A 12,697-nucleotide genomic window follows, 5' to 3' on the forward strand; every position below is an offset into this window, starting at 1 on the left:
TGCCAAGTTTGAAATGGCATAAGGCTTTTTCTTATTTCAATTTGAACACTATCGCTTCATACGGACGTAATGGAATGTTATCTATTGATCCGATTTCTACATCGTAATTGTGTATAAATAACTCTGATTCACTATAACTAATATCCTTAGGCATTTCAAATACACTTTCATCCGCAGTAAAGTTTGCAATGACAAGTAGTTTTTCATCTCCATATGTTCTTACATAAGCAAAAATAGAAGGGTCATTATCTAATATTAAATCATATGATCCATACACAACTATTTCATTATTTTTGCGTAGTTCAATTAATTTCTTATAGTAATATAAAATTGAACCTTCATCTTGGATTGCTTGTTTCACATTAATCTCTTTATAGTTAGGATTTACAGTAATCCAAGGTTCACCTTTTGTAAATCCAGCGTGATTCTGATCATTCCACTGCATCGGAGTTCTAGCATTATCACGACCCTTTATATAAATAGATTCCATTACTTTTTCTATATCTTCACCATGGTCTATCACTTTTTCTTTATACATATTTAACGTTTCAATATCTCGATATTCATCAATTGATTGGAATCGAACGTTCGTCATTCCAATTTCCTCTCCTTGATAAATATATGGCGTTCCTTTCATCATATGAAGAACTGTCGCTAACATTTTTGCTGATTCAATGCGATACATTCCATCATTACCAAAACGAGATACAACGCGAGGCTGATCATGATTATTCCAATAAAGGCTATTCCATCCGGTATGCTCTAATGCTTTTTGCCACTTTGTTAAATTCTCTTTTAAAGTAAGAAGTGAGCATGGTTTTACATCCCACTTTCCACCTTCTCCTGAATCTAAATCCATATGTTCAAATTGGAATACCATTTGCAACTCTTTTCGTTCTTCTCCAGTATACAATTTCGCTTCTTCTGTCGTTACACCAGGCATTTCACCAACCGTCATAATATCATAATGCGATAATACTTCCTCATTCATTTCATGTAAATATTTATGAATGTTTGGACCGTTCATAAAATGCTTATGACCTGAAACATACCCCTCTTCTTCTGTTTCAACAGCTGGTAATCCCTCTTCTTTAGAAATAAAATTAATAACATCCATACGGAAGCCATCAATTCCTTTTTCTAACCAAAACTTCATCATTTCATAAACATCTTGTCTTACCTTTTCATTATCCCAATTTAAATCTGGCTGTTTTTTAGAAAACAGATGTAAATAATATTCATCCGTCATTTCATCATACTGCCATGCAGATCCACTAAAAGCAGCTCCCCAGTTGTTCGGTTCTTTCCCTTCTTTTCCAGGGCGCCATATATAGTAATCTCTATATTTATTATCTTTTGATTTACGTGATTCAATAAACCAATTATGTTCATCCGAAGTATGATTAACAACTAAGTCCATCATAAGTTTCATATTACGTTCATGCATTTCATGTAATAGCTCATCCCAATCTTCCATTGTTCCGAACTCGTTCATAATTTTACAATAATCGCTTATATCATAACCATTATCATCATTTGGAGATTCATAGACTGGTGATAACCAAATCACATCAATCCCTAACTCTTTTAAGTAATCTAGCTTTGAAATAATCCCTTGAAGATCTCCTATACCATCACCATTACTATCCATAAAGCTACGAGGATAAATTTGATATACTACACTTTCTTTCCACCATTGTTTTTCCATTATGCTACCCCATTTCATTCATCATTCATTTTTCTCTTTTTTAAGGCGCAAACGTTTTCATTAATGAATGATAACAGATTCTATCTCAATTTAAAATAGCGCTTACAATTTTTATTGTTCTTTTTCTAAGAAAACATATGAAAACCACTAATAAATCTCCAATAAATGAAAACGTTTTATTTTTTTATTTATTTTTTGAATCTATTCGTTTATAATGAACTCAAAGAAAACGTTTGCATAATTATTTCTAGGGGGAAATACCATGGCAGAACTTAAATTAGAAAACATTTATAAAATATATGATAATAACGTAACAGCTGTAACTGATTTTAATTTACACATTCAAGATAAAGAATTTATTGTATTTGTCGGTCCTTCTGGATGCGGAAAATCTACAACATTACGAATGGTAGCTGGACTTGAAGATATTTCAAAAGGCGAGTTTTCAATTGATGGTAAACTAATGAATGATGTTCCTCCAAAAGATCGAGATATCGCTATGGTATTCCAAAACTACGCTCTTTATCCACATATGAGTGTATATGATAATATGGCATTTGGATTAAAACTTCGAAAAATACCAAAAGATGAAATCGATCGTCGTGTGAAAGATGCAGCAAAAATTTTAGGACTTGAACAATATTTAGATAGAAAACCGAAAGCATTATCAGGTGGACAGCGCCAACGTGTTGCGTTAGGTAGAGCAATCGTTCGAGATGCAAAAGTTTTCTTAATGGATGAACCATTATCAAACTTAGATGCTAAACTCCGTGTTGCAATGCGCTCAGAAATTTCTAAGCTACATCATCGCCTTGGAACAACAACAATTTATGTAACACATGACCAAACAGAAGCAATGACTATGGCTTCGCGTCTTGTCGTTATGAAGGATGGAAAAATCCAACAAATTGGAACTCCAAAAGAAGTATACGAAACGCCAGAAAACATTTTCGTGGGTGGATTTATCGGCTCACCAGCTATGAATTTCTTCCGTGGTAAATTGACTGAAACCGATTTCGTTATAGACAATACTATAAAAATTAAAGTATCTGAAGGAAAAATGAAGATGCTACGTGAACAAGGCTATGTAAATAAGGAAATTGTTTTAGGTATTCGCCCAGAGGACATTCATGATGAACTACTATTTTTAGAAGCTTCGCAATCTACTGCCTTCACAACAAAAATTGAAGTCGCTGAATTATTAGGTGCTGAATCCATTTTATATATGAAACTTGGAAATCAAGATTTTGCAGCACGTGTAGATGCAAGACATACATTTTCACCTGGTGATCAAATTAAATTAGCATTTGATATGAATAAAGCACATTTCTTTGATAACCAAACTGAACAACGTATTCGCTAAAAAATTTATCTTTACTATACACATACAAAAAAACCGTCCACATATATTGAGGGCGGTTTTTATTATTATACTAGGGCTTCTACTGTATGAAATGATTGTCCTTTCGTGCTAATAATACCGAAAATCGGTAAATCACTAAGCACCACTTCTTCTTGCTGTTTCATAAAAGATGACGTTAATTGTTTTATCTCTATCCAAACGTCATTAATACAAAGTACATTGGAATCGTTCTCTTGTTGGCGAGAAAAAATAGAATCTATTTTATATAAACCTGCATTTTGAAAAAGCATATCAATGCGACTGAATGCATTCAAAGTAATGCTAATAACGCGTTGCCAATCTCCTTGCTTTCCCATATCATAGGATACAAAAAGTGCCTCTCCGCCTAGATTCATAATTTCCTCCACTGTTGCTTGTCCACTCTCTTGATCAATGTCCGTCACAATAACTTTTGCGCCTTGTTTAGCCAACAAAAGAGCTGTATTACGTCCAATACCGATGCCACCGCCAGTTACGATAGCAACTTTTCCTGCAAGCTTCATTTTCATTACCCCTTCTATAAGTCTTACCGTCATTCAGTATACTCCTTTATAAGATTAATCTGCAAGCAAGAAAAATTGCTATTTTACTTGTAAACGTTTACTTTTTATCCTTCTTTTTTCTTATTATTACGCTGATCGAAAACTAAACCGATGAAAATTAAAATCCCCCAAAAGATTACACTACCTCCAGTCATTTTAATCTCCCCCTTATTATATAAAGTGAAATTTTAATCAGCCCCAATATGGCGGAATAAAGATATTATTTTTAATCATTATATCATTTTCTTAATTTTCAATCTATTATAAATAGAATTAACACATTTTAGCTTTTCCTTACTGTAAACATTCCCCATATACTTATAAAATCAAAAAGACCCTTTTATATATAAAAAGGTCTTTTTTTCATTATACAAGACTTATTACTTTCGTTTTTGTAATTAAATCCTGAAAACCACAATTATCTTTGCGGAACAACATCATATATATATTACATATTAATGGAATTCCTAATAGCAATACGTTCGGTAATAACACTACAAAAAATCTTATAATTAATGTTTGCAACGTTAGCTTTTCACTCTTCAATGAAATTAATTTTATTCTCGTTACCTTTTTTCCAAGTGTAACACCGTTCCAAATAAAGGGTAACACAATAAAATATATCGCCATTAATATAAAAACTACTGCGAAATCATATCTAAAATCACCTAAGCTTATATTAAAGCGCTTAAACATAGCACTATAGTTTCCGGTCATAATAGCTACTACTACACCATACATAACCGAGATTAAAAACATGTCAATTAGGGAAGCACCTATGCGATTCATTACAAGCGCTGGACGATGCATCTTTAACTTCATTTTATGTCGACTCCTTCATATCCTTCTTTACCCGTCTCATCGTACCACTTCTAAAAAACATTGTAAACTAGCCTTTCTCTTACTTTTCTTGTACAATTTGTTACAATAGCATTATAAAGGAGGTTCCCATATTGAAAAAATGGATAATCCTATTCGTCGCCTTCCTATTAACTGGTTGTGCAGGAAACACAGGTCACTTAACTTATACGGTTAACGATGAATACGAACTCATACGTACTTCTGGAAATGCATTTGAACTTTTCCCCTCGCAAGATGCTGTATATGCCACACAATACATCCCTGCAAAAATTACAGACATTGCTTGGGATGATAAATACATTATTGCAAAACAAACCGAGGAAAAATCAGATCCGAATAACCCTGACGCAGCAATTGCAAATAAAAAAAGTGAACATTATTGGATTATTGACGTAAAGCACAATAAACGTTTCGGTCCCTACAATGAAAAGCAATTTAATGAACAAAAAGATGCGTTTAAAATTAAGGTGCCTTTTCAAAATGTAGATTCATACATAAAAGAAATAAAAAAACAGTCAGCATAATATTTGAATGCTGACTGTTTTGCCTTACATTATTTTAGTGAGATGTTAAACGTTTGTGGCTCTTTTACAACATCTTGTGTTTCTGAATCTCCTGCAAGTAGATCATCAGTTGTAAACTGAATATCCTTTACCTTGTCTTTTCCATCGTCAAGTATTAAACCAATAATACCATCTCTTGTTTCACCAGGCTTATAGTCTTCTCTTGATACATTTTTTGTACCAACTAACGTATCTTCGTCATATAAAAAGTTTTGAGTGGCTACTTTAAAATGTTGCTTACCATTAATCATAACATCATTCATAGAGAAAAATTGCATATTTTTATTTCCGGTATTCTCCACTTTATATGTAATCTCAACGTAACGAATTGTATTACTAATCTCTGTTCCACTTAGCGATGCATATAATTCTGCATCTTCTTGGCTTACTTTATCCCCTAATCTCCGTTTTACTTCTTCAGGGGTTAGTGCCGTGTATACTTTCAATGTTTTTTTTGCCTTTTCACTCATCTGTGATAAAGAAATTACTTTCACATCTTGTACGTGAATTTTCATTGGCGCTACTTCAAATGTTTGATTCACAGAATGCATCTGCTCTAACTTAAAAGTACCCCATCCTGTTTCTTTCACTTTTTGTCCTACTTTTTTCAGCTCACGCCCACCATATTCTTTTGTTTCAGGAATAGATTCTTTCTTCTTCGGTTCAGCTTTCTTTTCTTCTTGATGGAAGCAACCACTTAACATAAGAAGAAAACTACATAAAACAAAAATACTTTTCCATGCTTTCATCATTTCATTTCTCCTAACGCTATCATTCATGAATATAAAATTAGTCCCTGGCTTTGTAAACTATAGAAACAATGACAAGTCCACAAAATGAACTTGTCAGTCCAGATACTATTATACCTCCAATTTGGAAAATATGAAAATAGGGATCTAGGAACGCGTGCACGATAAATATAATAGTTGCTACAACAATTACTGAAACCCAATACTTTCTTTTTTCCGAAGCTAAAAAAAGATCTTTACCCATTTCATTTCTATACTTCCATAAAACGTATACTAATAGTAGAACACCAATACATGTACTTCCATGTTGCATATATTTATAAACAGAGATACCGTACCATTCTCTTTGTAATAATGGTATTTTCATAACGAAATAGCCTGTCTTATGAGTGAATGCATCCCAAACAACATGCGTGAGCATACCGAATAATGCAGAACAGCAAAATACAAAGAATTCTTTCCAGGTATGTAGCCCCCACCTCTCATCTATTGCATATGAATAATAACCAGCAAACGGTTTAGGTAAATGCGTTATAAACGGCTTTTTTAAAATGTAGTGATATATGTATGCGAGTAGAAATACAAGCGGTAAATTTAAATATAAGAACCCGAGCCATTTATGGCCAATAACACCATACGGTCTAAAGTGTAAAAAATATTCAAAGTCAGGCGCCATACTACCTAATATAAGAGCCGTTACTGAAATATGTTTAGAATGCTTTTTCGCAAAAGGAAGAACTGCTGCTGGATGTGCAAATGTAAACGGCATACTTTAACTCCTTCTCACATTTTCAATAGAATACCATATATCATAACGAGAGAATGGATCTTCATGCAATATTTATTTTCACATTGGAATATGATAGTTTAAATGATATAATCCACATAAAATATTCAGAAAATAAGGAAGGAATTCAGGTGTCATTAACACTTGTATTTGCCGCCTTTTTAGAATCAAAATCCGTTATGAATTGAGGTTTATATATTGATTGACGTACCCTTTTTACAAAATGTTACATTAAAAAAAGAAAATATCCCTAGTTTTTCCGCATATCCTTACTGCTTACCTGCTATCCGAACATTACAATCACTAGTTTTTCATCCAAATGTAACATTCATTATTGGAGAAAATGGAACGGGTAAATCAACATTACTTGAAGGAATTGCAATTGCATTAGGCTTTAATGCAGAAGGTGGAACGAAGAATTTCCGCTTTAGCACTAACGATTCACATTCATCTTTACATGAATACCTTCGAATTTCCAAAAGTTTCAATACACCAAACGACGGTTTCTTTCTTCGCGCTGAATCATTTTATAACGTTGCTTCTTATATTGATGAAATAGATGCTGATAGAGAAGCACGTGGGAACCCGGTTATCAACTCTTATGGTGGTATCTCACTACACAAACAATCACACGGTGAATCATTCTTTTCCTTATTTATGAACCGTTTTTCAGGACAAGGTTTATACATTTTAGATGAGCCTGAGGCCGCTCTATCACCAATGAGACAACTTTCCATGCTTATTCGAATGCATGAACTAGCGGAACAAGGTTCACAATTTGTTATTGCGACGCATTCTCCTATTTTAATGGCTTATCCTGAATCCACTATATATTCTTTAACACAAGAGGGAATTCACGAATCCACATTAGAAGAAACTGAGCATTACCAAACGACGAAACTTTTCTTTGAAAATCGCGATCGATTATTCCATCATCTATTTGAGTCGTAAAAAAAGAAGCAGCAATAGCTGCTTCTTTTTTATAGTGCTTCTATAAATAAGGCAACGCCGATACCGCCACCGACGCATAAAGAGGCAATTCCTTTTTCTAACCCACGTCTTTTTAATTCGTGAATTAAACTTACTGTAATACGAGCCCCTGTACAACCAATTGGATGCCCAAGTCCTACGCCACTACCGTTTACGTTCACTTTTTCACGGTCTAAGCCTAACTCTTTCTCTACAGCCAAATATTGAGCCGCGAAAGCTTCATTAATTTCAAGTAAATCTGCATCTTCCAATGACCAATCTACTTTTTCTAAACCTTTACGAATTGCTGGTGCTGGTCCAATACCCATAATTTTCGGGTCTACTCCAGCTACTGAATATCCAACAATTCTAGCTAACGGTTGTAAGCCTTTTTCTTTCGCTTTTTCTTCGCTCATTAGTACTAGAACTGCACTTCCGTCATTCAGGCCAGATGCATTACCTGCAGTTACAGACCCATCTTTACGGAATGCCGGCTTCAATCCAGCTAATTTTTCAGCTGTAATATCTGCACGTGGATGTTCATCCTTCGAAAATATAACTTCTTTTCTACGCTCTTTTATTGTAATAGGAACAATTTGATCGTCAAAGTATCCAGACTCGATTGCCTTCAGTGCCAATGTATGACTGCGAAGAGCAACTTCATCTTGTTCCTCTCTTGTAATTTCATATTGTTCAACTAAATTTTCCGCTGTTTCACCCATCATAATATGGTGAATCGGATCTTCTAACACTTCCCACACCGTATCACGAATTTCTCCGTGCTGTAGACGTTGTCCCCAGCGGTGCTGTTTCAATGCATAAGGGCTCGAACTCATCGCTTCTACTCCACCTGCAACAACAACATCACTTACACCTAATTGGATTTGCATTGCAGCTGACATAATTGCTTGCATACCTGAAGAACATTGGCGTTGGATTGTATATCCCGTAACTGTGTCAGGAAATCCTGCCGCTAATGCAGCTGTTCTCGCTGTATTTGCTTCATCAGTTCTTTGAATACAATGACCTAAAATTACTTCATCAACTTCATGTGGTTCTACCCCGCCTCGTTTTACAGCTTCCTGAAGTACAGGAACAGCTAATTCTACTGGCGTTACATTTTTTAGCGCTCCTCCAAAAGTTCCAATTGGCGAACGAACTGCAGCTGTAATAACAACATTATGCATTTTGTACTTGCCCCTCTCTTATGTACCCTAGTAAGTTTTTAGGTGAAATTCCATAAGATGTATATCTATAACTATCATACTATAAACATACTAAAAAATCAAAATATTTGATATAATAAAAATAGAAGGAATTAACCTTCTATTCTGTTAGTGCATATAAAAACTTTTGTAAAATTTTCTCTGTTGTTTCATTTAATTTTGGCAACTTATCTACTGGAAAATATTGAAGTTTCAGCCCTTCATGATCGAGCTTTAATTCCCCACTCACATGATGTGCCTGATACAGATGAATGACATTGAAAATTTCATCGCCATTCGGATAACGGAAATATACTTCTTTTCCTGATAGAACACCAAGAAATTGCATTATTTTTGCAGTTAACCCTGTTTCCTCAAATAACTCTCTACGTGCAGTTTCTTCTGTCGTTTCGCCCAGTTCCATCGCCCCACCAGGTACACCCCAATCATATGTATCTGAACGATATTGAAGCAATACTTCTTGATTATCGTTTAATATAATAATTGCTGATCCTACGAGAATAAGCGGTCTTGTACCAACGACTTTTCGTAACTCTTCAATATACCCCATATGTAAATTCCCCTTTCCCTAACCTCCCTTATCATAACAAAATTTCTCTCTTTTTGTTCATGTAATTTTAAAGAAAAAAAGGAAGCTTTCGCCTCCGTTTTTTCATCTTTATTTCTTAAAACTTTCATATTTTACAGCTTCAAAAGCTTCCTCAATTTCATCATTACGATAATGGACATATGTAAAACGACCCAATTCTACTAATCTTGCTATTTCCTGTAACGCTTTATGCTGCTCATATGTTTCTTTCAGCTTAATATGTACATAAAACTTCATTAAAGGATGTTCATATAAAGGTTCTCCCACCTCTACATATACATCTTCAACCCCTTGTACAACTCTTACATAACTCGCAAATTGATAAAGTGCTTCTCTGTCTGAAACGATTTTTAATGTATACATATATTCTCCCCCTTTCCTTTACTATATCAAAAAGACGACCACACCATGTTATAGAACTATGAAATTTTTTCGACTTGTCATCTATATATTCAATAAAGAAGGCGTTTATCCATACATGACATCTTTTTCCCACATATATTATAGGAAGAACTTTTTTTCATTTGAGGTGTTCCTTATGGATCCATACGTCAATATATGTATTTGCATTACTCCCGGCGCCGATATTTCTGATGACCGCATCGCAAAAGATTTAGCTGTTGCAGAATCAATTTGGCACCCCATTACATTTCAAATTCAAGAAGTAATTGTATTAAATGAACTTTTCCGTTTTTTCGATCGTGAAATCAGTTATAAAAATCCCATTCAAAGTCAAGAAAAGCTGGCATCCTTTTTCCAAACATGTGTAAATGAAGCTCCTGAATGCGACCTTTATATTTGTTATATTGGCAGTGATTATTTCAAAGAAACAGCAGTAATTGCCTGCGCTTATTCTTTAGCAAAACAACAGCAACTTACCGGTTATATCGTTTTAACAAATTCGGCTGCTCCTATGAAAAATATATATACGCTCGCTCACGAAATCGGTCATATTTTATTTACAAGACGTATTCATGGAAAACTTACTCATGCAGATCCTCATTCTCCAACCGGCTCGGAGCACCACCCTTCTCCAACAAATCTTATGTATCCGATAGTCCCTCGTCCAGAAAACGTTCATATTCATTCCTTATTAACAGCAGAACAAAAAGCGCTCTCTTTACAAAGCTCTTTATTACAAAGAAAAAAACAGTAACCCTCATGTTACTGTTTAAAACAACTTATTCCAATCAACAAAACAAATCCCGGCTGCTAGAAATAAAAATAGACAACTAAATGTAAATGTAATCCCTCTAAAAATCCCTATATAATATTTCTTTGGAAATAATTTTTGGTATATCCAGAGCAGCCGCTTTTTATTGAATTTCTAGTTCATACTTTTTCTTTCTTCAATTTTTAAAGACCATTTCATTAATCCATATATACTTCCATACATAAGTAAGACCTTTGCAATTCCCCAAAATACATTACTTTCTTCTAAGTCTTTAAATAAGAACATAATCATAAGAGGAACAATTAGTACAAAAACACCCATCCAGCCAAGAACATATACTTCACCAATAAGAAGTAATAAAAAGATAATTGCTGCTAATATATATGTTTGCATTGTCGCCAATTGCAATACAGGTGTCCCATACCATTTATTCATAAACATCAATAACACCAATAATAAAATAGGAACCATTACTATTACATAAATCATTCCAAATTCTACTAATTTACTTTTAAAAGAAGACATTCTAAATGCAACAATCGTTCCAATAATCGTAATGATTAAAACGATAGGATAACCAATTAACTGTACATTTGTTAAAGCAAATTGTTGATCGGGGCTTCCAAATAAAATATTTGTCAGTAACCAATACCCACCAATACCAATAATCATCCCTAAAATACTTTTTATGCTCCCGCTTTTATCCTTCTCCATCTCTTTCGCTAATTCTTCCGCATACTCTTTTGGTGAGTCACCAAATATGTCACTTACTGTCTTTCCCTTTTTTTCACCTTCTATTAAATGAAGCTCTGCATCTTCTAGAAAAGCGTCCACATCTTCTTCTTTAATCCCTTTTGTTATTAAATATACTTTCGTATCGATTAAAAACTTTTCACCTTCTTTAGAAATCTTCATTATAACCCCTCCCTTATTTAACCATTTCTCTTCTATTTGTCTTCATCATAATTTCAACAAAAATTAAAATAAATAAACTTCCATATAAACATATAATTTGAAATAACATTGGCACGAGATCTTCTGATGTAAATGTTTTAAATAGTAACATAATAGAAAGCGGAATAATTAAATATAAGTTTTTAAACCATCCTTCAAAATACATATTTATCACTACTGTAATGATAAAAATACCACCAGCCAATAAATAACTTTGCATTTGAGTGAATATAAACATTTTTGTAGGATATATCACATCTAGTACCGTAATAACTCCCATTAAAAACAATGGAGCAATCATAACTAAAGACCACATGGAAAACCATGTTTTTGTAAAGCTTGTGACGAAGGTCATTTTGCGAAGTAGAAAATTAGGACCCATAACAACTAAAATCAATGAAAAACTGTAACCGATACACTGAATAAGTGAAATCTGTAACATTCCATGATTCACCATTAAGATAGAAGCAATAATCCAAAACGATACGATATTCATTACTGTAAAACCAATTTGCTTCCACGTTTCCTGTCTATCCCTTTCCATCACTTTTACAAGTTCATCTGCATATTCTTTCGGTGAGCTTCCGAAAATATCTTCTACACTCTTCCCCTCACTCTCACCTTCTATTAAATGCAACTCTGCATCTTCTAAAAAGTTTTCAACATCTCTTTCTTTTACACTCTTTGCCGTCAAAAATAATCTCATATCTAACAAAAACTTTCGTGCTTCTCTTGATAGCATTATTTTTTTCTCCCCTTCCCTTCAAGTAGACGCTCTACACTACTTTGCATCGCTTCCCAGCGATCCATAAATTCACCAAGTGCTTCCTCGCCTTTTTCTGTTAATGTATAATATTTTCTCTTTGGACCAGATGGAGATTCCTTCATTACGCTTGTTATTAGTCCTTCTTTTTGCATTCGTATTAATAACGGATAAATACTTCCCTCACTCGCCATTGTAAAACCATACTTCGCTAGCTTTTCACTCATTTCATAACCGTATATTTCGCCTTCAGAAATAATAGCAAGTAAGCATCCTTCTAAAATCCCTTTCAGCATTTGACTTGTCGACATAATTTAAATCCTCCTACTATCTTGTTTTACAAGATAGATAAGCGTAAGTATCTTGCTTTACAAAATAGTATAGCAAAGACTATTTTGCAAAACAAGATA

The 12,697-nt window shown here is 33.9% G+C and carries 16 protein-coding genes and 1 pseudogene; 4 read left to right on the forward strand and 13 right to left on the reverse strand.

Translation table 11 applies throughout. The annotated features are described in order from the left end of the window. Positions 1-31: 31 nt before the first annotated feature. Entirely contained in the window at positions 32-1,708 is a 1,677-nt protein-coding gene (malL, locus tag BHV55_RS20130) for an oligo-1,6-glucosidase (RefSeq protein ID WP_083320091.1), read from the reverse strand. A gap of 262 nt (positions 1,709-1,970) precedes the next feature. Between malL and BHV55_RS20135 the strand changes: the two genes are divergently transcribed. After that, the gene (locus BHV55_RS20135; RefSeq protein ID WP_000818931.1) at positions 1,971-3,071 is read left to right on the forward strand and encodes an ABC transporter ATP-binding protein; all 1,101 of its coding nucleotides are present in this window, start codon (positions 1,971-1,973) and stop codon (positions 3,069-3,071) included. Between the two features lie 65 nt (positions 3,072-3,136). Here the strand turns inward: BHV55_RS20135 and BHV55_RS20140 are convergent, their stop codons facing one another. The 3 genes from BHV55_RS20140 to BHV55_RS20150 all read right to left on the reverse strand — a co-directional run bounded on the left by BHV55_RS20140 (position 3,137) and on the right by BHV55_RS20150 (position 4,474). After that, a complete protein-coding gene (locus BHV55_RS20140; RefSeq protein ID WP_000218410.1) occupies positions 3,137-3,646 on the reverse strand; it encodes an SDR family NAD(P)-dependent oxidoreductase in 510 nt (169 codons plus the stop codon). A 71-nt stretch (positions 3,647-3,717) separates the two neighbouring features. Further along, positions 3,718-3,807 (reverse strand): hypothetical protein, encoded by a 90-nt coding sequence (locus tag BHV55_RS20145; protein WP_000145650.1) that lies wholly within the window; start codon positions 3,805-3,807, stop codon positions 3,718-3,720. Between the two features lie 211 nt (positions 3,808-4,018). Next, positions 4,019-4,474 (reverse strand): RDD family protein, encoded by a 456-nt coding sequence (locus BHV55_RS20150; protein ID WP_000769098.1) that lies wholly within the window; start codon positions 4,472-4,474, stop codon positions 4,019-4,021. 131 nt (positions 4,475-4,605) lie between these two features. Between BHV55_RS20150 and BHV55_RS20155 the strand changes: the two genes are divergently transcribed. Further along, positions 4,606-5,037 (forward strand): DUF3997 domain-containing protein, encoded by a 432-nt coding sequence (locus BHV55_RS20155; protein WP_000758785.1) that lies wholly within the window; start codon positions 4,606-4,608, stop codon positions 5,035-5,037. 29 nt (positions 5,038-5,066) lie between these two features. Here the strand turns inward: BHV55_RS20155 and BHV55_RS20160 are convergent, their stop codons facing one another. Then, positions 5,067-5,828, reverse strand: a complete 762-nt coding sequence (locus BHV55_RS20160; RefSeq protein WP_000973895.1) for a hypothetical protein — start codon at positions 5,826-5,828, stop codon at positions 5,067-5,069. Positions 5,829-5,865: 37 nt separating this feature from the next. Then, positions 5,866-6,594: a DUF4184 family protein gene (locus BHV55_RS20165; RefSeq protein WP_070756925.1), complete on the reverse strand. Its 729-nt coding sequence runs from the start codon at positions 6,592-6,594 to the stop codon at positions 5,866-5,868. A gap of 216 nt (positions 6,595-6,810) precedes the next feature. Between BHV55_RS20165 and BHV55_RS20170 the strand changes: the two genes are divergently transcribed. Then, on the forward strand, positions 6,811-7,563 hold the full coding sequence (locus BHV55_RS20170; protein WP_070756926.1) for an AAA family ATPase: 753 nt from the start codon (positions 6,811-6,813) through the stop codon (positions 7,561-7,563). Between the two features lie 29 nt (positions 7,564-7,592). Here BHV55_RS20170 and BHV55_RS20175 read toward each other — a convergent pair whose 3' ends face one another. The 3 genes from BHV55_RS20175 to BHV55_RS20185 form a co-directional block, all read right to left on the reverse strand. After that, positions 7,593-8,768 carry an acetyl-CoA C-acetyltransferase gene (locus tag BHV55_RS20175; RefSeq protein ID WP_000552076.1) on the reverse strand — a complete coding sequence of 392 codons (1,176 nt, stop codon included), beginning with the start codon at positions 8,766-8,768 and terminating at the stop codon, positions 7,593-7,595. Positions 8,769-8,907: 139 nt separating this feature from the next. Further along, complete coding sequence (locus BHV55_RS20180) at positions 8,908-9,357, reverse strand: NUDIX hydrolase (RefSeq protein WP_000540529.1); 450 nt, start codon at positions 9,355-9,357, stop codon at positions 8,908-8,910. 108 nt (positions 9,358-9,465) lie between these two features. Then, entirely contained in the window at positions 9,466-9,759 is a 294-nt protein-coding gene (locus BHV55_RS20185; protein WP_000288330.1) for a DUF3928 family protein, read from the reverse strand. A 175-nt stretch (positions 9,760-9,934) separates the two neighbouring features. On the opposite strand from BHV55_RS20185, the gene BHV55_RS20190 reads away from it, so the two are divergent. Continuing rightward, entirely contained in the window at positions 9,935-10,552 is a 618-nt protein-coding gene (locus tag BHV55_RS20190) for an ImmA/IrrE family metallo-endopeptidase (RefSeq protein ID WP_070756927.1), read from the forward strand. A 15-nt stretch (positions 10,553-10,567) separates the two neighbouring features. Here the strand turns inward: BHV55_RS20190 and BHV55_RS27575 are convergent. The 4 genes and pseudogenes from BHV55_RS27575 to BHV55_RS20210 form a co-directional block, all read right to left on the reverse strand. Then, positions 10,568-10,711: pseudogene (locus BHV55_RS27575) on the reverse strand (DNA-binding protein); the annotation flags it as partial. Positions 10,712-10,723: 12 nt separating this feature from the next. Continuing rightward, positions 10,724-11,485, reverse strand: a complete 762-nt coding sequence (locus tag BHV55_RS20200; RefSeq protein ID WP_000703260.1) for a DUF1129 domain-containing protein — start codon at positions 11,483-11,485, stop codon at positions 10,724-10,726. A 13-nt stretch (positions 11,486-11,498) separates the two neighbouring features. Next, complete coding sequence (locus BHV55_RS20205) at positions 11,499-12,266, reverse strand: DUF1129 domain-containing protein (protein ID WP_070756928.1); 768 nt, start codon at positions 12,264-12,266, stop codon at positions 11,499-11,501. Beyond that, positions 12,266-12,598 carry a PadR family transcriptional regulator gene (locus BHV55_RS20210; protein ID WP_000107984.1) on the reverse strand — a complete coding sequence of 111 codons (333 nt, stop codon included), beginning with the start codon at positions 12,596-12,598 and terminating at the stop codon, positions 12,266-12,268. Before BHV55_RS20210 ends, BHV55_RS20205 begins: the two co-directional genes overlap by 1 nt. Positions 12,599-12,697: the final 99 nt, after the last annotated feature.

It is taken from the genome of Bacillus sp. RZ2MS9 (assembly GCF_001816185.2).
Taxonomy (GTDB): Bacteria; Bacillota; Bacilli; order Bacillales; family Bacillaceae_G; genus Bacillus_A; species Bacillus_A cereus.